This window comes from Alteromonas macleodii (assembly GCF_903772925.1).
Classification (GTDB): domain Bacteria; phylum Pseudomonadota; class Gammaproteobacteria; order Enterobacterales; family Alteromonadaceae; genus Alteromonas; species Alteromonas macleodii_A.
Genome location: NZ_LR812090.1, coordinates 342,011 through 363,514, shown reverse-complemented (window position 1 = coordinate 363,514; position 21,504 = coordinate 342,011). Strand labels below are relative to the sequence as shown.

General features: G+C 46.1%; 18 protein-coding genes, 2 tRNA genes and 3 rRNA genes. 5 read left to right on the top strand and 18 right to left on the bottom strand.

All coding sequences use genetic code 11. From position 1 onward, the window contains the following. The first annotated feature begins 85 nt into the window (after positions 1–85). Both PCAR9_RS01590 and PCAR9_RS01585 read left to right on the top strand, forming a co-directional pair. Complete coding sequence (locus tag PCAR9_RS01590; protein ID WP_179982117.1) at positions 86–1,159, top strand: glycosyltransferase family 9 protein; 1,074 nt, start codon at positions 86–88, stop codon at positions 1,157–1,159. 1 nt (position 1,160) lies between these two features. Beyond that, entirely contained in the window at positions 1,161–2,267 is a 1,107-nt protein-coding gene (locus PCAR9_RS01585; RefSeq protein ID WP_179982116.1) for a glycosyltransferase family 4 protein, read from the top strand. Positions 2,268–2,362: 95 nt separating this feature from the next. On the opposite strand, the gene rpsQ is transcribed toward PCAR9_RS01585, so the two are convergent. Genes rpsQ through rpsJ form a run of 11 tightly spaced genes read right to left on the bottom strand, consistent with a single transcriptional unit; the run spans position 2,363 to position 7,300 of the window. Next, positions 2,363–2,620 carry a 30S ribosomal protein S17 gene (gene rpsQ / locus PCAR9_RS01580; RefSeq protein ID WP_012516966.1) on the bottom strand — a complete coding sequence of 86 codons (258 nt, stop codon included), beginning with the start codon at positions 2,618–2,620 and terminating at the stop codon, positions 2,363–2,365. Continuing rightward, positions 2,620–2,811, bottom strand: coding sequence for a 50S ribosomal protein L29 (rpmC, locus tag PCAR9_RS01575; RefSeq protein ID WP_012516965.1), 192 nt, complete (start codon positions 2,809–2,811; stop codon positions 2,620–2,622). The genes rpsQ and rpmC overlap by 1 nt, the downstream gene beginning before the upstream one ends. After that, a complete protein-coding gene (rplP, locus tag PCAR9_RS01570) occupies positions 2,811–3,221 on the bottom strand; it encodes a 50S ribosomal protein L16 (protein ID WP_012516964.1) in 411 nt (136 codons plus the stop codon). Before rplP ends, rpmC begins: the two co-directional genes overlap by 1 nt. A 2-nt stretch (positions 3,222–3,223) precedes the next feature. After that, a complete protein-coding gene (rpsC, locus tag PCAR9_RS01565) occupies positions 3,224–3,928 on the bottom strand; it encodes a 30S ribosomal protein S3 (RefSeq protein WP_014947978.1) in 705 nt (234 codons plus the stop codon). 9 nt (positions 3,929–3,937) lie between these two features. After that, entirely contained in the window at positions 3,938–4,270 is a 333-nt protein-coding gene (gene rplV / locus PCAR9_RS01560) for a 50S ribosomal protein L22 (protein ID WP_012516962.1), read from the bottom strand. Positions 4,271–4,281: 11 nt separating this feature from the next. Next, complete coding sequence (gene rpsS, locus PCAR9_RS01555; protein ID WP_012516961.1) at positions 4,282–4,557, bottom strand: 30S ribosomal protein S19; 276 nt, start codon at positions 4,555–4,557, stop codon at positions 4,282–4,284. Between the two features lie 15 nt (positions 4,558–4,572). After that, positions 4,573–5,397: a 50S ribosomal protein L2 gene (gene rplB / locus PCAR9_RS01550; RefSeq protein WP_012516960.1), complete on the bottom strand. Its 825-nt coding sequence runs from the start codon at positions 5,395–5,397 to the stop codon at positions 4,573–4,575. 14 nt (positions 5,398–5,411) lie between these two features. Next, positions 5,412–5,711, bottom strand: coding sequence for a 50S ribosomal protein L23 (gene rplW / locus PCAR9_RS01545; protein WP_179982115.1), 300 nt, complete (start codon positions 5,709–5,711; stop codon positions 5,412–5,414). Next, on the bottom strand, positions 5,708–6,313 hold the full coding sequence (gene rplD / locus PCAR9_RS01540; protein ID WP_118490523.1) for a 50S ribosomal protein L4: 606 nt from the start codon (positions 6,311–6,313) through the stop codon (positions 5,708–5,710). Before rplD ends, rplW begins: the two co-directional genes overlap by 4 nt. A gap of 18 nt (positions 6,314–6,331) precedes the next feature. Beyond that, positions 6,332–6,970, bottom strand: a complete 639-nt coding sequence (rplC, locus tag PCAR9_RS01535; protein WP_014947975.1) for a 50S ribosomal protein L3 — start codon at positions 6,968–6,970, stop codon at positions 6,332–6,334. Positions 6,971–6,988: 18 nt separating this feature from the next. Beyond that, positions 6,989–7,300 (bottom strand): 30S ribosomal protein S10, encoded by a 312-nt coding sequence (gene rpsJ, locus PCAR9_RS01530; protein WP_010179497.1) that lies wholly within the window; start codon positions 7,298–7,300, stop codon positions 6,989–6,991. Between the two features lie 430 nt (positions 7,301–7,730). On the opposite strand from rpsJ, the gene PCAR9_RS01525 reads away from it, so the two are divergent. Continuing rightward, on the top strand, positions 7,731–9,947 hold the full coding sequence (locus tag PCAR9_RS01525; protein WP_179982114.1) for a GspE/PulE family protein: 2,217 nt from the start codon (positions 7,731–7,733) through the stop codon (positions 9,945–9,947). 66 nt (positions 9,948–10,013) lie between these two features. Here PCAR9_RS01525 and acnA read toward each other — a convergent pair whose 3' ends face one another. Further along, a complete protein-coding gene (gene acnA, locus PCAR9_RS01520) occupies positions 10,014–12,731 on the bottom strand; it encodes an aconitate hydratase AcnA (protein WP_179982113.1) in 2,718 nt (905 codons plus the stop codon). Between the two features lie 475 nt (positions 12,732–13,206). Here acnA and PCAR9_RS01515 point away from each other — a divergent pair, with 475 nt between their 5' ends. After that, on the top strand, positions 13,207–13,668 hold the full coding sequence (locus PCAR9_RS01515; protein ID WP_179982112.1) for a cupin domain-containing protein: 462 nt from the start codon (positions 13,207–13,209) through the stop codon (positions 13,666–13,668). 176 nt (positions 13,669–13,844) lie between these two features. Beyond that, complete coding sequence (gene gpmA, locus PCAR9_RS01510; RefSeq protein ID WP_012516952.1) at positions 13,845–14,591, top strand: 2,3-diphosphoglycerate-dependent phosphoglycerate mutase; 747 nt, start codon at positions 13,845–13,847, stop codon at positions 14,589–14,591. A gap of 70 nt (positions 14,592–14,661) precedes the next feature. Here the strand turns inward: gpmA and PCAR9_RS01505 are convergent, their stop codons facing one another. The 6 genes from PCAR9_RS01505 to PCAR9_RS01480 form a co-directional block, all read right to left on the bottom strand. Continuing rightward, a complete protein-coding gene (locus PCAR9_RS01505; protein WP_179982111.1) occupies positions 14,662–15,663 on the bottom strand; it encodes a branched-chain amino acid aminotransferase in 1,002 nt (333 codons plus the stop codon). Positions 15,664–15,851: 188 nt separating this feature from the next. Further along, positions 15,852–15,967 (bottom strand): 5S ribosomal RNA (gene rrf, locus PCAR9_RS01500). Between the two features lie 138 nt (positions 15,968–16,105). Then, a 23S ribosomal RNA gene (locus PCAR9_RS01495) occupies positions 16,106–18,984 on the bottom strand. 348 nt (positions 18,985–19,332) lie between these two features. Continuing rightward, positions 19,333–19,409 (bottom strand) — tRNA-Ile (locus PCAR9_RS01490). Positions 19,410–19,452: 43 nt separating this feature from the next. Continuing rightward, a tRNA-Ala gene (locus tag PCAR9_RS01485) sits at positions 19,453–19,528 on the bottom strand. A gap of 78 nt (positions 19,529–19,606) precedes the next feature. Further along, a 16S ribosomal RNA gene (locus tag PCAR9_RS01480) occupies positions 19,607–21,139 on the bottom strand. Together the 16S, 23S and 5S rRNA genes with 2 tRNA genes alongside form the textbook arrangement of a ribosomal RNA operon. Positions 21,140–21,504: the final 365 nt, after the last annotated feature.

Below are 21,504 nucleotides of genomic sequence, written 5' to 3'. Positions count from 1 at the left end.
TACAATGTGCGTCATTAAAGTGTCGTCAAACTGTGATGATATTGCTAGCTAGTTAGCTTCACGTGAATTTTGAAAGCCTATTCTAATGCCTAAAAACGTACAACAAATTCTTTTTATCAGGCTTAGCGCAATTGGCGATATTGTAATGGCTTCTGGCCTACCGTCTAGCATAAAGCAAAGTTATTCCCAATACGGAGAGCCTGTTGAATTAACTTGGCTAGTAGAAGCTCCCTATGTCGCGCTAGTTAAAAGTCAGCCCTATGTAGACCACGTTATTGCGTGGCCTAAAAACGAATGGCGAGCGCTATTAAAGGCTAAAAAGTACTGGGCGCTTTTTAAAACTATAAAAGCGTTCAGAAAACAGCTCAGAGAAAAGAACTTCAAAGTAGCAATTGAAGCACAAGGATTGTTGAAAAGCGCCTTTTTCGCTTACGTCAGTGGTGCATCACAGCGCATAGGTTTTAAAAGCAAAGAAAATAGCCAAAGATTACTTACTCTCGCGCTAGATAAGCCAATATCACAACAGATTAGCAGCGAATATCGACACCTCGCTAAAACACTATATTCACTTTGCAGCGCTGAAAACAATAATAGCCAAGGCTATGAAATGTGCATCAGATCAAGTAGCGCTGCCATGCAGTCAGCGATATCGAAAACTAGTCACTTAGGCTTAACAGAACCCTTTATAGCCATCGCGCCCTTTACCACTCGCCCTCAAAAGCATTGGCCTTCTGAACACTGGCAAAATTTAATTCACAGGGTACGTAATCACTCTAGTTTACCTATAGCCATTTTAGGAGGTCCTGGTGATGCAGCAAAAGCCGAAGCCTTAACCTTTGAATGTAACGGCGTAATTTCGCTCGCAGGAAAAATTAGCTTAGAGGAGTCCGTGAGCGTGCTGTCACTTTGCCATGCGTTTGTTGGTGTAGATACGGGTCTTACCCATTTAGCTACAAGTTATAAAAAACCTACTGTTGCCATTTTTGGTTCAACAAGACCCTATACTATAACCGACAATGCATATACCCATGTACTGTTTAAAGATATGCCTTGCGCCCCATGTAAACGGAAACCCACGTGCAATGAGCGCTTTGACTGCATGACGCTAGTTACACCTGAACAAGCCTTTAATCAACTTAAACCATACATAAGCCACTAGTATGAGCAACAAGCATTCTTTCGACATTAACGTTTTGCATATCGAATTGGGAAGGCATTTATACGGTGGTGCGAAGCAAGTAACTTATCTTATCGATGCGCTAGATAAAGACAGTGGGTTTACCCAACAGCTTGTTTGTGCTGCTAACAGCGAAATCAGTCATTACAGTTTTGACCGCTGTAAAACTTTCTCTATTAACTACAAAGGCGATACCGACCTAATAGGCTTTAAGCGTTTACTTGACGTTGTAAAGCGCATTAGGCCCGACGTAATTCACGTACACAGTAGACGTGGCGCTGATGTCTGGGGCGCACTGGTAGCAAAATTCACGGGAATACCGGCAGTATGTACCCGACGTGTTGATAATACTGAGGGTAAATTGGCCAGCTTTAAATATCGAGAGTACGAAGCGGTAATAAGCATATCGGACGGTGTCCATAATGTAGTCTCAAAGCACTGCGATAAAGTGAAATACCAAGGAATTATTCACTCTGCCGTTGATGAGAAAGAATACGGACAGCCTGCTGACCAGCAGTGGTTGAAGAGTAAGTTTGATATTCCACAGCACCACTTCGTTATCGCTAATTTTGCACAATATATCCCCCGCAAAGGGCAAGCCGATTTAATACTCGCTATGCGAGAGCTAACAACGCAATTTAATAACCTAACTTGCTTTCTTTTTGGTAAGGGCTCACAAGAAGAACACTATAAGTCGTTAATCGACAGGTATAAGCTGCACAGTAATGTAAAGCTGTGCGGGTTTACTAACGACGTTGCGAGCATTTTGCCTAATATAGACGTGCTGGTTCATCCCGCTTACGCTGAAGGGCTTGGCGTTATACTTCTACAAGCAGGGATAAGCAAACGTGCTGTTATATCAACCCCCGTTGGCGGAATTCCAGAAATTATAAAGCATAAGGAAACGGGTTTAATGGTGAGCCCCGGGGATATTAGCGGGCTGGTGCAAGCAGTAAGCTTATTGATAGCAAAACCCGAGGAAAAGATAGCATTAGGTAAAGCACTTCACCGGCATGTGAAAACACACTTTAGCATAGAGAATATGGCAAGAGAGTATGCTGCACTTTACAACCAGATTGTGAAAGCGTGAGTAAAACAAAGCGCGAACGCTTTTTAGGACAGGTCAAAGAAAACAAAAAAGCCGCTCGAAAGCGGCTTTTTTAAGACTTTGAAAAAAGTTAGCGATTAAACGCCAGCTTTTTCAACAACGTCAACTAGCATCCAAGATTTGTTCTTAGATAGCGGGCGACATTCACGTACTGTTACTACGTCACCTTGGTTGCACACGTTGTTTTCGTCGTGGGCGTGAAGCTTAGTAGAGCGCTTGATGAACTTCCCGTAGATTGGGTGCTTAACAAAACGTTCAACTACAACAGTGATGGTTTTATCCATCTTGTTGCTAACCACACGACCTTGTACTGTACGAATTTTTTGCTCAGTCATTACGCATCAGCCTTTTGAGTCAGAATGGTTTTAACACGCGCGATGTTACGACGTACTTTTCTCAACTGATCAGTTTTTTCAAGCTGACCTGTTGTGTGCTGCATGCGCAGGTTGAACTGTTCGCGTAGCAGGTTAATCAACTCTGCGTTCAGCTCTTCTACGCTTTTGTCTTTCAGTTCAGTCGCTTTCATTACATCACCGTCCGAGTTACAAAGGTTGTTTTAAATGGCAGTTTAGCCGCTGCCAATTCAAACGCTTCGCGTGCAAGATTTTCAGGAACACCTTCCATCTCGTAAAGAACACGACCAGGCTGAATTTGGCATACCCAGTACTCAACGTTACCTTTACCTTTACCTTGACGCACTTCAAGAGGCTTCTCAGTAATTGGCTTGTCAGGGAAAACTCGAATCCAAATTTTACCTTGACGCTTAACGTGACGAGTCATAGCACGACGCGCTGCTTCGATTTGGCGCGCAGTCATTCGACCACGGCCAACTGCTTTAAGGCCGTAAGTACCAAAGGCAACAGTGCTACCCGCTGCGAAGCCGCGGTTGCGGCCTTTGTGCATCTTACGGAACTTCATGCGTTTTGGTTGTAACATGATTAGCCCTCTCGCTTAGCGTTGCGGCCTTTCTTCTTAGGTTGAGCAGCTGGTGCTTGCTCTTGAGTTGTAGGTAGACCACCTAGAACTTCACCTTTGAAGATCCATACTTTAACGCCGATGATACCGTAAGTAGTTGACGCTTCAGAGGTTGCGTAATCGATGTCCGCACGGAAAGTGTGCAGAGGAACGCGACCTTCACGGTACCATTCAGAACGTGCAATTTCTGCACCGCCCAAACGGCCGCTAACTTCAACTTTAATACCTTTCGCGCCTAGACGCATTGCGTTTTGAACTGCGCGCTTCATAGCACGACGGAACATAACACGACGCTCTAGCTGGCTAGAGATGCTGTCAGCTACTAGCTGGCCATCTAGCTCTGGCTTACGTACTTCAGCGATGTTGATCTGAGCTGGCACACCGGCTAGCTTAGATACGTAGTTACGCAACTTCTCTACGTCTTCACCTTTCTTACCGATTACTACGCCTGGACGAGCAGTGTGAATAGTCACACGGATGCTCTTAGCAGGACGCTCGATCACGATTTTAGAAAGTGAAGCGTTCTTAAGTTGTTTAGTCAGATACTGACGTACCTGATGATCGTTATACAGGTTGTCTGCATAGTCTGCAGTATTAGCGTACCAGGTAGAAGTCCATGGTTTGCTGATACCCAGGCGTATACCTGTAGGATGTACCTTCTGTCCCATTATCTACTCCTAGTTATCCGCTACAACCACAGTGATGTGACTGCTGCGCTTAAAGATACGATCAGCACGGCCTTTAGCACGTGGCTTGATGCGTTTCATAGTTGGACCTTCGTCAACGAAAACCTTGGCAACGACTAGCTCGTCGATGTCCGCGCCTTCGTTGTGCTCTGCGTTAGCAATCGCAGATTCCAAAACTTTCTTTACTAGCGCTGCGCTTTTCTTCGGGCTGTACGCAAGAACTTCTAAAGCTTTCTCTACGTGTAAACCGCGAATTTGATCCGCAACCAAGCGTGCCTTTTGAGCCGACGTGCGGGCAAAACGGTGTTTAGCTAATGCTTCCATCTTCCTACCCCTTAACGTTTAGCTTTCTTATCCGCGACATGGCCGCGGTAAGTACGCGTTGGCGCAAATTCGCCCAACTTGTGGCCGACCATTTCGTCACTAATAATGACAGGTACATGTTGGCGACCGTTATGGACCGCAATGGTCAACCCAATCATATCTGGGATGATCATAGAACGACGAGACCAAGTTTTGATTGGTTTACGTTCGTTCTTTTCCACTGCAGCCTCTACCTTCTTCAGCAAGTGAAGGTCAATAAAAGGACCTTTCTTGAGAGAACGTGGCATGGTGAATCCTCGCTATTACTTGTTTCGACGACGTACGATAAGCTTATCAGTACGCTTGTTGCTTCGGGTTTTCTTACCTTTGGTAGGAACACCCCAAGGAGTTACTGGGTGACGACCGCCTGATGTACGACCTTCACCACCACCGTGTGGGTGATCAACCGGGTTCATGGCAACACCACGAACGGTAGGACGAATACCACGCCAGCGTGTAGCACCAGCTTTACCTAGTGAACGAAGCATGTGTTCTGCATTACCAACTTCACCAATGGTGGCGCGGCAATCAGAAAGAACTTTACGCATTTCGCCAGAGCGTAGACGTAGGGTAACGTAGTTTCCGTCACGTGCTAGGATCTGAGCGTAAGCACCAGCAGAACGTGCGATTTGTGCACCCTTGCCAGGCTTCATTTCAATTGCGTGTACAACAGTACCTACAGGGATGTTACGCATAGGTAGCGTGTTACCAGACTTGATCGGAGCACCCGAACCAGACTGGATTGCATCACCTGCTTTCATACCCTTTGGAGCCAGAATGTAACGACGTTCACCGTCTGCGTACAATACTAGTGCAATGTTTGCAGAACGGTTTGGATCGTATTCTAAACGCTCAACTTTGGCTGGAATGCCGTCTTTGTTGCGTTTAAAGTCGATTACACGGTAGTGTTGCTTATGACCACCACCAATGTGACGAGTGGTAATACGACCATTGTTGTTACGACCGCCAGATTTGCTGTTCTTTTCAAGCAAAGGTGCGTACGGTGCACCTTTGTGCAGGTCAGGATTTACGACCTGAACAACGTGACGACGACCGGCAGAAGTTGGCTTAGCTTTCAATAATGGCATTTCTAATCCCCTTCTTACTCAGCACCACCGACAAAGTCGATGTCCTGACCTTCTTTAAGAACCACGTAGGCCTTTTTCCAGTCGCTGCTCTTACCGAAAGACATGCCGTGACGCTTGGTTTTACCCTTAACGTTCACAGTACGAACACCTTCAACTTCAACTTCAAACAGTTTTTCAACTGCAGCTTTGATTTCAGCTTTGTTCGCGTCTTTAGCTACTTTAAATACAACTGTGTTGTTCGCTTCAGCAGCCATTGTAGACTTTTCTGAAACGTGAGGTGCTACTAGCACCTTCAGTAGACGTTCTTCTTTCATGCTAACGCCTCCTCAAGTTGTTTAACCGCATCAGCAGTAATTAGCACTTTTTCAAATGCAATCAAGCTCACTGGGTCGATGCCTGCTACGTCACGTACGTCAACTTTGTACAAGTTGCGTGCCGCTAGGAACAAGTTCTCATCAACTTCTGGAGTAACGATTAGAACATCATTTAGTTCATATTCGTTAAGTGCAGAAATAAGAGCTTTAGTCTTAGGTGCGTCAACACCGAACTTCTCTACAACAACCAAACGGTCTTGACGGATTAGTTCAGACAGGATGCTCTTAAGTGCACCGCGATACATTTTCTTGTTAACTTTTTGGTCAAAGTCACGAGGCTTTGCTGCGAAAGCACGGCCACCGCCAACCCAAATTGGGCTACGGATTGTACCAGCACGTGCACGGCCAGTACCTTTTTGACGCCATGGCTTCTTACCGCCACCACGAACTTCAGCGCGAGTTTTCTGCGCTTTTGTACCCTGACGAGCGCCTGCACCGTAAGCTACAACTACCTGGTGTACCAGGGCTTCGTTGAATTCACGTCCAAAGGTCGCTTCGGATACTTCAAGAGCGCTTTGCGCGTCTTTCAATGTTAATTCCATCAGTTCACTCCCCAGACGTTACGCTTTAACAGCTGGCTTTACGATTACATCGTTGCCAGTTGCGCCAGGTACGGCACCTTTAACTAGGATAAGGCCGTTCTCTACGTCAACACGTACAACTTCCAAAGACTGAGTAGTCACTTGCTTGTTACCAAGCTGACCAGCCATTTTCTTGCCTTTGAATACTTTACCTGGTGATTGGTTTTGACCAATTGAACCAGGTGCGCGGTGTGACAAAGAGTTACCGTGTGTCATACGCTGTGAACTGAAGTTCCAGCGTTTGATTGCACCTTGGAAACCTTTACCTTTTGATGTACCAGTTACATCAATCTTTTTAGTGTCGTTAAAGATTTCAACAGTGATTTCACTGCCTACTTCAATATCGGCACCTTCGTTTTCTTCTAGGCGGAATTCTACTAGAGTGCGTCCAGCTTCAACACCAGCTTTAGCAAAGTGACCTGCTTCAGCTTTGTTGATGCGGTTAGCTTTCTTAGTTCCAGCAGTAACCTGAAGAGCGCGATAACCGTCAGTTTCCTCAGTACGAAGCTGAGTAACGCGGTTTGGGGTCGCTTCAATAACAGTCACAGGGATAGACGTACCATCTTCAGTGAAGATGCGAGTCATACCCACTTTACGACCGACTAGACCAATCGCCATTGTTATAACCCTCTCTTATTAGCCCAGGCTGATTTGAACATCAACGCCAGCAGCCAAGTCCAAACGCATCAACGCGTCAACTGTTTTATCAGTTGGCTCGATGATGTCTACCAAACGCTTGTGAGTACGGATTTCATATTGATCACGCGCGTCTTTGTTAACGTGCGGAGAAATCAGAACTGTATAGCGTTCTTTGCGAGTAGGTAGAGGAATAGGACCACTTACCTGAGCACCAGTGCGTTTCGCAGTTTCAACGATTTCAGCCGTAGACTGATCGATCAACTTGTGATCAAACGCTTTCAAACGAATGCGAATTCTTTGATTTGGCATCGATTAAGCTCCAATCGAAAGAACAAAAAAATTCACCTTTTCTCTTCCATTAATTCCGGAAAGAAAAGATGTGCGTAAACCGATGGTTCCCTATCGGAACCCTGTTCTTTTTTCTAGCACGCCAGCAACAGGCTAATCAGTAATGATGAATCCGTTACTTCGGCAACCACCCTAAAAGCAGTGAGGTTGCGGCTAAAAACTTCATACCCTAATTGGGCAGTGGGCGCGAATTATACAGAAAGCAGAGGGCAATGCAAGAGGCAGTTTGCTTTTTATACACATATTTTTACGCTAAAACAGTGTATGTAACTGTCTAGAAGTAGTATTGTTGCTTTTATGGTAACAGTATATCTTGATACCCTAGCGTAAAACATGCTTATAGCGTCAAAAGCGTAAAGGACTAGGCGCCAACATTATTAGTAGTGAGAATATGGAAGTAGTAAATAACCAGCAAACATTTGCACAAATAAAACGCATCTTAAATAACCACTCTACGTTGTTAGATGCCTACAGCCTATTAGAACCTATGATACTTGGCTTGTTTGACGCCACACGCATGAGTATTTTTCAACGCCGTCGTCAACACCAAGACCTGGTCGCCCGATTTAAAACAGGTAAAGAAACCCTAGAGATAAAAGTACCGATTAGCCCCATGTCTATTGCTGGCTACGTTGCGCTTTCACAAAAGCCTGTTGTCATTGATGACCCGTACAATCCTACCCTACTTCAAAGCATTCACCCTCGACTTCGCTTTGCCGATAAATTCGATAAAGACAATGACTTTAGAACTCAAAACATCCTTTGCGTACCAATAATGAACGCTGGCGTGTTAATGGGTGTTATTCAGATCATCAATAAGGCAAGCGGCGGTTTTACCGAAGAGGACCTCAAGCGTGGGAATGCATTAGCGCTTATTCTTGGTGATAAATTCAGATTTGAATTAGGCGGCACCAATAACCCGTTTGACCTGTTAGTTCACAAAAGCTTGCTAGAAGAGGCCACCCTCGCCGATATACAAGCGACAACGCCAGATATACGAGCCTTAGTTCAACGGTTGATATCTGAACATCGCATATCGGAAGATGAAATTGGTAACTCCCTTTCAATCCACTATCAAGTACCGTTCATTTCTTACCTGCCGGAAAAATATCACAGGTTCGAAAACGAAAGTCGTCTAAACGTTTCTTACCTCAAGCGAAACTATGTTGCAGTTATCGCCGATGCACACGATAAACCCATTGTGCTAATGGCTGAGCCAAACAATGCCGCGCTCTTAATGGAAATTGAAAGCGCTATGGGCATTGATAGCTACGAAATCGCGGTAAGTTTACCTAACCTTATTCTTCAATATTTAGGGGAGAATAGCGGTGGCGGCGGCCCTGGTGAAATGAGCGACATCCTCGATGAAATTGGCTCATCCAGCGACGACAATGAAGACCAGATTGATGAGCTTTCAGACGATGCGCCAGCAGTTGTCCGCTTAGTAAGTCGTATACTGCACGATGCTAAACGTTTAAACGCCTCAGATATTCATATAGACCCTGAAAAGAATGCGCCTACTCGTGTTCGCATGCGCGTGGATGGCGTATGCCGCGATATGAACCAGGTACCTCACTCGCATCATAACGCGGTGATTGCGCGTATTAAGATAATGTCGAATCTTAATATTGCAGAGAAACGCGTACCGCAGGATGGCAAGCTCGCATTTAGAATGAACGGTAAACTCGTAGAAGTGCGTGTGGCTACTATCCCCACCGTCGCCGGTGAAGGTGTAGTAATGCGTATTTTGGCATCAGGCGGTGCAATGCCTATCGACAAGATGAACCTGGCCCCAACCAACCGTACAAGGTTGGAAGAAATGATTAAAAAGCCTCACGGCATCTTGCTTGTTGTAGGCCCCACAGGTTCCGGTAAAACCACTACGCTTCACGCTATATTGGGATATTTGAATACGCCTGAAAAGAAAATTTGGACGGCTGAAGACCCGGTAGAAATTACTCAGCCTGGTCTGCAACAGGTTCAGGTAAGCCCTAAAATTGGCTTTAACTTTGCGGCAGCACTTCGGGCATTCTTGCGGGCAGACCCAGATATCATTCTTATTGGTGAGATGCGTGATAAGGAAACCGCTCATGCGGGTATTGAAGCGTCATTAACTGGTCACTTAGTACTTTCAACGCTGCATACTAACTCAGCACCAGAGACCATCACCCGTCTACTTGACTTAGGTCTTGATCCGGTCAACTTCTCAGACGCATGCGTGGGAATATTGGCCCAGCGTCTTATAAGGACCTTGTGTGGGAACTGTAAAGAGAAGTATGTAGCAGGCGAGAAAGACATGGCGTTTATTGAGCGCCAATATGGCAAAGAGCACCTGTCAGAACTGAACATTCAGGCCCCACTTGAACTCTACAGAGCCAAAGGTTGCGAAGAATGTGGAAACACAGGTTATAAAGGCAGAACAGGTGTGCACGAATTACTGGGGATGACACCAGAGCTTCGCTCAATGGTATATAAAGAAGCCAGCGTTTCAGAAATGAAATCACAAGCGGCCAAAGATGGTATGCGAACCCTTGTGCAAGATGCTATTTTCAAAGTATTAAAAGGCGATACTGATATAGCACAAGTCCAAATTATTGGCGGAGAGTAAATGCCCTTGCCGGGTGCCATAAATAAAAAGGCTGCGAACTAACCGCAGCCTTAATCTTATAAACGCTTATCGTTTTAAATACTCTCGAATAACGTAGTGAAGTATTCCTCCGTTTTCGAAGTAAGTAAACTCGTTAGATGTATCGATTCTGATGTCCATCATAAAGGTAGTTGTTTGCCCCTCGTCTGATACAGCTTTCACTTCAACCTCGGTCTGCCCGCGTTCAACTGCATCGATAGAGAACGACTCGTTACCTTTAAGCTCCAAAGAGCTCGCGCTGTCACCTGACTTAAATTGGAGTGGTAGAATACCCATTCCTATTAAGTTAGAGCGGTGAATACGCTCATAGCTTTCCGCAAGTACAGCTTTCACGCCCATAAGAGAAGGCCCTTTAGCTGCCCAGTCTCGACTTGAGCCAGTGCCGTACTCCTTACCACCAATGACAACTGCTGGTACACCGTCATCTTTATAACGCATAGCAGCGTGGAAGATAGACATGCTGTCGCCGCTCGGATAATGGGTTGTCGCACTGCCTCGTGTACCCGGCGCCAGTTGGTTTTGAAGACGAACGTTCGCAAACGTTCCTCTCATCATTACCTCATGGTTACCGCGACGAGAGCCATAAGAGTTGAAGTCTTTTGGCTCAACACCTTGTGCCTGCAGGTACTCTCCCGCTGGGCTATCATTTGCGATGGCCCCTGCAGGTGAAATATGGTCTGTCGTGATTGAGTCACCAACTTTCACTAGGCATCGCGCATTTTCGATTGCCGTCAAGGCTTCTGGCTCTTTACCCATCACTTCAAAGAAAGGCGGATGCTTAATGTAAGTCGACTCTGGCCAGTCATAAACTGATGTTTTACTCACTTCCAGTTCATTCCATTCGCCTGCGCCTTTAAACACATCCGCATATTTTTCTTTAAATAGGTCACCCGTTACGTTTTCAGCAATATATTGCTGAATTTCGTCTTCAGTAGGCCAGATGTCTCTTAGGTAAACAGGTGAACCATCACTTGCCTGCCCCAATGGCTCTGTAGTGATATCTACATTCATGTTCCCTGCTAGCGCATATCCGACTACTAAAGGCGGTGACGCAAGATAGTTTGCCGCTACATCAGGATGAATGCGACCTTCAAAGTTACGATTACCGGATAGCACCGAAGTAACAGTAAGTTTCGCCTTTCTAATAGCATCAGTAATGGCATCAGGTAGTGGACCAGAGTTGCCGATACAGGTTGTACAGCCATATCCCACCAAGTTAAACCCAAGTGATTCAAGCGGGTCCATAAGACCAGCATCTTCTAAATACTGAGTAACAACCTGTGAGCCAGGTGCTAATGACGTTTTGACCCAAGGCTTACGAGTTAAGCCTTTTTCCGCAGCTTTCTTAGCCAGCAGACCCGCGCCAACGAGCACTGACGGGTTTGATGTATTGGTACAGCTTGTAATGGCAGCAATCACGATTGCGCCATCTTCTAAGTTGAACTTGTTACCTCTGAACTCAACAAAAGAGTCATGATCTTCATCAACATCATCAGTGGTACCCAGCCCAGCCTCGGCAATTAAATCGGTTTCTTCATCTAGTACTTTCACATCAATTTGCGAACGATGCCATTCATTGAATGCTTCTGCTGCCTTGTCTAGGGCAATGCGATCTTGTGGGCGTTTCGGCCCGGCAAGTGACGGCACTACTTCGCCCAAATCGAGTTCAAGTGTTTCATGGTACTGTGCATCTTTTGAATGGTCGTCATGCCATAGGTGACTGAATTTAGCGTACTGTTCGACAAGTGCTATTTGGTCCTCATCGCGACCTGTAAGTCTCAAATAATCTAACGCCACATCGTCTATGGGAAAGATACCGCACGTTGCACCATATTCTGGTGCCATGTTTGCAATTGTTGCGCGATCTGCTGTGGTTAAGTGTTTAAGACCTGGACCGTAAAACTCGACAAATTTGCCAACAACGCCGTGTTCACGCAATTGCTGTGTGATGGTAAGCACCATGTCAGTAGCAGTTACGCCAGCAGGCAACTTACCTGAAAGCCTGAAGCCAACCACTTTTGGTAATAACATTGTTACTGGTTGACCTAGCATAGCCGCTTCCGCTTCAATACCACCCACACCCCAGCCAAGTACGCCAAGGCCATTAATCATTGTAGTGTGAGAATCGGTACCCACAAGGGTGTCTGGATAAACCAAGGTCTCACCATCTTGCTCTTTGGTAAAAGCACAGCGGGCCAGATACTCTAAATTAACTTGGTGCACAATACCGCGACCTGGAGGAACAACTTTAAAGTTATCGAAGCTAGACTGCCCCCACTTTAGAAATTGATAACGCTCTTTATTGCGCTCAATCTCTATATCGGTATTCTTTTCTAATGCATTCTCTTCAGCGAAATGATCAACCATTACAGAGTGGTCAATGACCAGTTCTACCGGGTTTAAAGGGTTAATTGCTTGTGCATCGCCCCCTAAGCGATTAACTGCATCTCGCATTGCAGCTAGATCGACTATGGCAGGAACGCCAGTAAAGTCTTGAAGAATAACCCGCGCAGGAACAAATGATACTTCGTGATCAGCGTGGTTGTCAGTGTCCCACTTAGCCACTTGCTCAATGTCACTACTAGAAACGAACTCTTCATCTTCATGTCGGATTAGGTTCTCGAGAAGAATTTTGATACAAAAAGGTAGCCGGTCGAGCGCATACTGATTACCTATACTGTCAAAATTGACCGCCTTGAAGTTTTTGCCGTTTACTTCAAGCTGCGAAAAAGACTTATATGTCATACGCTCTCATCCTTCTTTGCCTGTTCATGAATATTGTCTACGTTTCGATTTTTGCCAATGCAAGAAACGAGCGACGTATTTAATCCGTCGCGTTATTTTCAAGTTTGTACGGCATAAACATGAAAAAAAGTTCACCTATTATTAGTTATTCGTATCGCCGCTTTTCGTCTCAACATATACTTCTACAGAGGTAGGCAGAAAAAGTGTTTCCTATCAGCGGAAAGCAACCAGTTAGAATAATTGGCCTTTATGCACGAGTAGAAGCTTTTGGCCTAGGCTGACAAGGAGAGAGTTATTACGAATGAAGTGTCACATACCTCATTCATTTACAAATATGCAACATTATTATTTTCTTATAATCTTGCAAGCGGTATGCTTATCACCACGCTAAACGCCTAATGCCTTAATACATGCTCAGAAAGTCATTGAAGGACGAGCACCAGTAAAAAAGCAATAACAAGAATACGAAGTTATCATGACCCATCCGCTTATTAAGAAGTACAACCTTGAACCTCATCCCGAGGGAGGTTTTTATCGTCAGGTTTTTCGTTCAGAAAATAAGACTACATCCTATGTCCATGGTGCCAGCCGTCCAGCACTCACCCATATCTATTTTCTTTTACTTAAGGGCCAAGTCAGTCGCTTTCATCGCGTTTTACATGATGAAGTATGGAATCACTATGAAGGTGCTCCTTTACAGCTATTCCAAATTCAGAAACAGCAGTTATGGGAACGCCGTATAGGTGGTGGCAACAACGATTATGTTGAAGTGGTTGAGGCGGGCAATTTTCAGGGAGCTGCAACTATGGGTGACTACTCACTTGTAGGTTGCACAGTCGCGCCAGGGTTTGATTTTGAAGATTTTAGCTTTATTGAAGAACCATCAATGAAAGAGTGGATAAAAGTTGCCCATCCAGACCTGACACGGTTTATTTAATAAATCTCTTATCTGAACGGCAAAGACACGTCTTACCTGCGATTTTATACCCGCTTAAACTGGATTTTTAAGCGCCAATCAAGGATGATAACAGCAGTTTTTAAATATACGTCTGAACGTCCAACTTCTGGAATTATCTCAGACTATTTCACTTTAACGCCGCAGGTAACCCAACTATGTATAAATTGGTACTTATTCGTCATGGAGAAAGTCAGTGGAACTTGGAAAATCGTTTCACAGGCTGGCACGACGTTGACTTGACCGACACTGGTGTAGCACAAGCAAAGACCGCAGGTCAGCTTCTTAAAGATGCTGGATTTACATTTGATCAGGCATATACGTCTGTACTCCTTCGCGCAATCAAAACGCTTAATATTGCCCTTGAAGAAATGGGTCAACACTACCTTCCAGTTGAGCGTCACTGGCGTCTGAACGAGCGTCACTACGGTGCTCTAACCGGTCTAGACAAAGCGGAAACTGCTGCTAAGCACGGCGAAGAGCAAGTGAAAATCTGGCGTCGTAGCTTCGATATTCCACCTCCGGCAGTTGAAGACGACAGTGAACACTTCCCAGGTCACGACCCACGTTATAACAATGTAGATGCTGATATTTTGCCACGTGGTGAAAGCCTCAAGCTTACTATCGAACGTGTATTACCTTACTGGCATGATGTTATTCGTCCAGACATCCAAGCTGGTAAGCGTGTAATTATAGCGGCACATGGCAACAGCCTTCGCGCGCTTGTTAAGTATTTAGATGGTATGTCAGACGAAGAAGTATTAGGTCTTAACATCCCTACAGGTGTGCCACTAGTATACGAACTAGATGAAAACCTTAAACCAATCTCTAAAGAGTATCTTGGCGATGCTGATGCAATCAAAGCAATGATGGATGCAGTTGCTAAACAAGGCCAAGCGAAATAAGCGTAAACCTTTTAAATACTAAAAAGCCTGCTGAAGCAGGCTTTTTTATGGGTATCTAACTATGACTAGTTTAGTTTGGCACTTTGACTAGCCAGTTATGTGTATCTTCGGCTTTACCCCATTGGATATCATTTAACGCCTGTCTAAGTTTCATAGTGACCGGGCCAGCTTCGCCGCTTCCAACCTGATACTCTTTGTCGTTATGAATAAAAGTACCCACTGGCGTAAGCACAGCCGCTGTACCAGATAGCGCCGCTTCTGTATTTGGTTTTGCTGCGCGTTCTAATAGCTCTTCAACTGTAATATCACGCTCACTTACTTTCATGCCGTGATCTTTAGCAATTTGAAGAACGGTTGCACGGGTTACGCCGTGCAAAAAGCTAGAGTCCAACCCTTTTGTAATGATCTCGTCACCGTCAATAAGTAAGAAGTTTGCTGCACCGGTTTCTTGAACGTCACCATTAGGACAAAACAGTATTTGATCAGCCTCAACTTCTGCGCGGGCTTTGAGAATAGGTGGTAATGCACTGGCATAATTACCGCCACTTTTTACCATTCCCATATGCGGTGCACAGCGCATCCCTGTTTCGTCTAGTAACAAGCGAAGTGGCTTTGCTCCGCCCGCAAAGTAATCACCCACTGGAGACAATAATACGTATAGCATCGAATCTGCTGACGGTGCTGCTGCTTTGCCAATAGACGCTTCTGTACCAATGTGAGTAGGACGAATGTACATAGAACCAGGAGGCTCTGGAACTTCAGAAGCATACTTTGCAACAATATCGATAATCATCTTTTCAACTTGCGCTTTATCTATTTCAGGCAAATTTAAAAGGCGGCTACTTTGAGCAAAGCGCTCAATGTTCTTATCCATTCTAAAAATATTGATGCTGCCATCTTCATGCTTAAATGCTTTTAAACCTTCAAAGCATGTACTTGAGTAGTGAAGCACGTGTGCACCAGGGTGAAGTGAAATACTGTCTGCACTGACAAATTCGGTGTCAGTCCACTTATCGTTGACAAAGGTAGCAAGCGCCATTTGTGGCATGAATACTGTACCGAATACGGCCATTAGTTCGTCCTATTTACTTCGACTAGAAAAATACTCGATAGAGTTTACCAAAAAACGCTCACTTTGCTAAAAGTAAGTCAGATCTATTAAGGCTTTTATCGAATAAGAATGTCTAGAAATACTGACAACACACAAATAATGGTGCAGAAAGCAAAAAACCCGCCGTTAGGCGGGTTCTTCTTAATGGGACCTGGCAGTGTCCTACTCTCACATGGGGAAGCCCCACACTACCATCGGCGCTAATACGTTTCACTTCTGAGTTCGGAATGGGATCAGGTGGTACCGTATCGCTATGGCTGCCAGGAAAAAACTGGTAACAATTTGGGAAAGATAATATTAATTCAATCAGTGAGTAACTGCTTTTTACTCTTACTTGCGGCTCATTTTTCAGAGCTTAGCTTGTCTACAACACTCTTAAAGCCTAAAGCTTTTTGGGCGTTGTATGGTTAAGCCTCTCGGGCAATTAGTACAGGTTAGCTTAACGCCTTACAACGCTTCCACACCCTGCCTATCAACGTCATCGTCTATAACAACCCTTCCAGAACTTAAAGTTCAGGGATGACTCATCTTTGGGCCGGCTTCCCGCTTAGATGCTTTCAGCGGTTATCCGTTCCGAACATAGCTACCGGGCAATGCCATTGGCATGACAACCCGAACACCAGCGGTTCGTCCACTCCGGTCCTCTCGTACTAGGAGCAGCTCCCATCAATCATCCAACGCCCACACCAGATAGGGACCGAACTGTCTCACGACGTTCTAAACCCAGCTCGCGTACCACTTTAAATGGCGAACAGCCATACCCTTGGGACCGACTTCAGCCCCAGGATGTGATGAGCCGACATCGAGGTGCCAAACACCGCCGTCGATATGAACTCTTGGGCGGTATCAGCCTGTTATCCCCGGAGTACCTTTTATCCGTTGAGCGATGGCCCTTCCATACAGAACCACCGGATCACTATGACCTACTTTCGTACCTGCTCGACGTGTCTGTCTCGCAGTTAAGCTAGCTTATGCCATTGCACTAACCTCACGATGTCCGACCGTGATTAGCTAACCTTCGTGCTCCTCCGTTACTATTTGGGAGGAGACCGCCCCAGTCAAACTACCCACCAGACACTGTCCACAATCCCGATTAGGGACCTATGTTAGAACATCAAACATACAAGGGTGGTATTTCAAGGACGGCTCCACACAATCTAGCGACTGTGCTTCAAAGCCTCCCACCTATCCTACACATGTAGGTTCAATGTTCAGTGCCAAGCTGTAGTAAAGGTTCACGGGGTCTTTCCGTCTAGGTGCGGGTACACAGCATCTTCACTGCGATTTCAATTTCACTGAGTCTCGGGTGGAGACAGCGTGGCCATGGTTACACCATTCGTGCAGGTCGGAACTTACCCGACAAGGAATTTCGCTACCTTAGGACCGTTATAGTTACGGCCGCCGTTTACCGGGGCTTCGATCAAGAGCTTCGTCCGAAAACTAACCCCATCAATTAACCTTCCGGCACCGGGCAGGTGTCACACCCTATACGTCCTCTTACGAGTTTGCAGAGTGCTGTGTTTTTAATAAACAGTCCCAGCCACCTGGTCACTGCGGCCTCCATTTGCTTACCACGCGAAGTGTTCACAAACAGAGGCGTACCTTCTCCCGAAGTTACGGTACAATTTTGCCGAGTTCCTTCACCCGAGTTCTCTCAAGCGCCTTAGTATTCTCTACCTGACCACCTGTGTCGGTTTGGGGTACGGTTCATATAATCATAAGTTTAGAAGCTTTTCCTGGAAGCAGGGCATCAACAACTTCACTCCCTTGGGAGCTCGTCTCGTGTCTCGGCCTTGAAAACCCGGATTTACCTAAGTTTTCAGCCTACGCACTTTCACTTGGACAACCAACGCCAAGCTTGCCTAGCCTTCTCCGTCCCTCCATCACTGATTATATAAGTACGGGAATATTAACCCGTTTCCCATCGACTACGCATTTCTGCCTCGCCTTAGGGGCCGACTTACCCTGCCCTGATTAGCATGGGACAGGAAACCTTGGTCTTCCGGCGTGGGAGTTTTTCACTCCCATTATCGTTACTCATGTCAGCATTCGCACTTGTGATATGTCCAGCAAGCTTTACAACTCACCTTCATCCACTTACACAACGCTCCCCTACCCAGCAAGTAAACTTGCTGCCGCAGCTTCGGTATATTGCTTAGCCCCGTTACATCTTCCGCGCAGGCCGACTCGACTAGTGAGCTATTACGCTTTCTTTAAAGGGTGGCTGCTTCTAAGCCAACCTCCTAGCTGTCTATGCCTTCCCACATCGTTTCCCACTTAGCAATATTTTGGGACCTTAGCTGGCGGTCTGGGTTGTTTCCCTCTCCACGACGGACGTTAGCACCCGCCGTGTGTCTCCCGGATAGTTCTCATTGGTATTCGGAGTTTGCAAAGGGTTGGTAAGTCGGGATGACCCCCTAGCCTTAACAGTGCTCTACCCCCAATGGAATTCGTCCGAGGCTCTACCTAAATAGATTTCGGGGAGAACCAGCTATCTCCCGGTTTGATTGGCCTTTCACCCCCAGCCACAAGTCATCCCCTGACTTTTCAACGTCAGTGGGTTCGGTCCTCCAGTTGATGTTACTCAACCTTCAACCTGCTCATGGCTAGATCACCGGGTTTCGGGTCTATACCTAGCAACTAAACGCGCAGTTAACACTCGCTTTCGCTACGGCTCCGCTATTCGCTTAACCTTGCTACTAAATATAAGTCGCTGACCCATTATACAAAAGGTACGCAGTCACCACACGAAGTGGCTCCCACTGCTTGTACGTATACGGTTTCAGGTTCTATTTCACTCCCCTCACAGGGGTTCTTTTCGCCTTTCCCTCACGGTACTGGTTCACTATCGGTCAGTTAGGAGTATTTAGCCTTGGAGGATGGTCCCCCCATATTCAGTCAAGATAACACGTGTCCCGACCTACTCGATTTCACTGTAAAGATTGCGTCGTGTACAGGGCTATCACCTTGTATCGCTCCTCTTCCCAAAGGATTCCACTACATTCAATACAGCTTAAGGGCTGTTCCCCGTTCGCTCGCCGCTACTAGGGGAATCTCAATTGATTTCTTTTCCTAAGGGTACTTAGATGTTTCAGTTCCCCTCGTTCGCCTCGTTACACTATGTATTCATGTAACGATACCTGTAAACAGGTGGGTTTCCCCATTCGGACATCTGTGGTTCAAATGCATTTTGTCGGCTCACCACAGCTTTTCGCAGACTTACACGTCCTTCATCGCCTCTAACTGCCAAGGCATCCACCGTATACGCTTCGTCACTTAACCATACAACCCCAAACAGCCTTTTGACTTCTGTCTAAGTTATGTCGTATGCATGACAAGCTAATCGGAAGAATTGCCTTGCTATCAATAAATTGATAACAAGCAATTCAGTCAAGTAGAGTAAAAAGTCATCTTTCGATTTCTCAGTTACTCAATTTTGATTGATTACTATTAATATCAGCTTTCCAAATTGTTAAAGAACATTCGATGTTTCCTGCAAAAGCAGTACTTTCATCTTTAGAGTAAAAAACCCTAATCAATGCTTACTGAAACAGTAAATATTCATTAGGATTTCGGGTCCAACGTGACACATTTCTACCTTTATTACCTTCCTTTCTTAAAGCAAGGAAATGGTAGGCTTGGGCAGACTTGAACTGCCGACCTCACCCTTATCAGGGGTGCGCTCTAACCAGCTGAGCTACAAGCCTTCAGTTTCTAAGTTTGTTAGCAACAAACCCAGTTTCAAGTAGATGGTGGAGCTAAGCAGGATCGAACTGCTGACCTCCTGAATGCAAATCAGGCGCTCTCCCAGCTGAGCTATAGCCCCATAAACTTGTGTCGTTCTTCATTTTAAACAAGACTATCTGTGTAGGCACTGCATCAAGTGCGTCTTTCGACGTAATGGTAAGGAGGTGATCCAACCCCAGGTTCCCCTAGGGTTACCTTGTTACGACTTCACCCCAGTCATGAAACACAAAGTGGTAATCGTCCTCCCGAAGGTTAGACTAACTACTTCTTTTGCATCCCACTCCCATGGTGTGACGGGCGGTGTGTACAAGGCCCGGGAACGTATTCACCGCAGTATTCTGACCTGCGATTACTAGCGATTCCGACTTCATGGAGTCGAGTTGCAGACTCCAATCCGGACTACGACATTCTTTAAGGGGTCCGCTCCACATCACTGTCTCGCTTCCCTCTGTAAATGCCATTGTAGCACGTGTGTAGCCCTACACGTAAGGGCCATGATGACTTGACGTCGTCCCCACCTTCCTCCGGTTTGTCACCGGCAGTCTCCTTAGAGTGCCCAACTTAATGCTGGCAACTAAGGACAAGGGTTGCGCTCGTTGCGGGACTTAACCCAACATCTCACGACACGAGCTGACGACAGCCATGCAGCACCTGTGTCAGAGTTCCCGAAGGCACCAATCTATCTCTAGAAAGTTCTCTGCATGTCAAGTGTAGGTAAGGTTCTTCGCGTTGCATCGAATTAAACCACATGCTCCACCGCTTGTGCGGGCCCCCGTCAATTCATTTGAGTTTTAACCTTGCGGCCGTACTCCCCAGGCGGTCTACTTAGCGCGTTAGCTTCGCTACTCACGACTTAAAGTCACAAACAGCTAGTAGACAGCGTTTACGGTGTGGACTACCAGGGTATCTAATCCTGTTCGCTACCCACACTTTCGCACATGAGCGTCAGTCTTTGGCCAGGGAGTCGCCTTCGCCACTGATGTTCCTCCAGATATCTACGCATTTCACCGCTACACCTGGAATTCCACTCCCCTCTCCAAGACTCTAGTCTGCCAGTTCTAAATGACCATCCCAGGTTGAGCCCGGGGCTTTCACATCTAGCTTAACAAACCGCCTGCGTGCGCTTTACGCCCAGTAATTCCGATTAACGCTCGCACCCTCCGTATTACCGCGGCTGCTGGCACGGAGTTAGCCGGTGCTTCTTCTGTTGTTAACGTCACGGCTAGCAGGTATTAACTACTAACTTTTCCTCACAACTGAAAGTGCTTTACAACCCGAAGGCCTTCTTCACACACGCGGCATGGCTGCATCAGGGTTTCCCCCATTGTGCAATATTCCCCACTGCTGCCTCCCGTAGGAGTCTGGACCGTGTCTCAGTTCCAGTGTGGCTGATCTTCCTCTCAGAACAGCTAGAGATCGTTGCCTTGGTAAGCCTTTACCTTACCAACTAGCTAATCTCACTTGGGCCTCTCTTTGCGCCGGAGCCTAAGCCCCGTTTGGTCCGTAGACATTATGCGGTATTAGCAGTCGTTTCCAACTGTTATCCCCCTCGCAAAGGCAAGTTCCCAAGCATTACTCACCCGTCCGCCACTCGTCAGCGAAGTGCAAGCACTTCCTGTTACCGTTCGACTTGCATGTGTTAGGCCTGCCGCCAGCGTTCAATCTGAGCCATGATCAAACTCTTCAATTAAATATATCGAAATATGAATCGTCGTTGTGACACTCTTAACGAGTGCCCACACAGATTGTCTTGTCTAAATTGTTAAAGAACATTGCGACTTCGTCGCAATTCACCAGAAGCCGTTGCTTCTTAGTGACTCACCCTGTTCGAGTGAGGTGCGCATTATACGCTGGAAGTTTTCGTTGTCAACACTTTTTGAAAATTTATTTTCTGAAGCGTTTCTTCTAAACTCCCGTCTTTACTGGCCTATGCAGGTAGTAGAGACTTACTTCAGGAGGGTTGCTGTTTTGCTTTTCCCCCGAAGCGGATGCGCATTTTAGGGAAATGAGCGCTCACGTCAACACTTATTTCGAAAAAAACCTTATTTTTCGATC